The 529-nt window shown below is 54.4% G+C and carries 1 pseudogene; it reads left to right on the top strand.

Features of this window, described 5'->3' with window-relative positions:
- Window positions 1-339: 339 nt before the first annotated feature.
- A pseudogene (locus HT737_RS29680) lies at window positions 340-529 on the top strand (inorganic phosphate transporter); the annotation flags it as partial.

The raw sequence follows: 529 nt of genomic DNA, 5'->3' as shown, positions 1-529 counted from the left end.
CACCGGCTACAAGCGCGGTGACCCGACAATGCCTTGCGCGCCCGCTATCCGCGGGCAGCGGCCACCTCCCCCGTGTTGCGCGGGAAAGGAGCGTGTCTGGCTCGTTTCAGAGATATTTCACACAAGCGTTTGAGGCCCTCGCGCACTCGACGAAACGCCTGCTGCCTGAAGGTTTTCTCAAGAGAATCAAACACTTGAAAAACCCTGCAACACGCTCGGGCTTTGCACCTTGCAACAATTTAATTCGACATTGATTGCTACCGATGAGCAGGTAGGGGATCGATTTCCAGTCTTTTCTGGCATAATCGCGCCCCCTTATGACCGGGTCAGAAAACCTTCATGATCGATTTATTCAGCGGACTGGATGCTTGGGTGCTTGTGAGCCTCTTGCTCGCCCTGACGTTTGTCCTCGCCTTCGAGTTCATCAATGGATTTCATGACACCGCTAACGCGGTAGCCACTGTTATCTACACCAAAGCCATGCCGCCTCACCTGGCGGTGTTCTTCTCCGGTGTGTTTCAACTTCCTC

Origin of the sequence: Pseudomonas sp. MD195_PC81_125, assembly GCF_014060985.1 — a bacterium.
GTDB classification, from domain to species: Bacteria; Pseudomonadota; Gammaproteobacteria; order Pseudomonadales; family Pseudomonadaceae; genus Aquipseudomonas; species Aquipseudomonas parakoreensis.
This window is presented reverse-complemented; position numbering and strand designations above follow the sequence as displayed.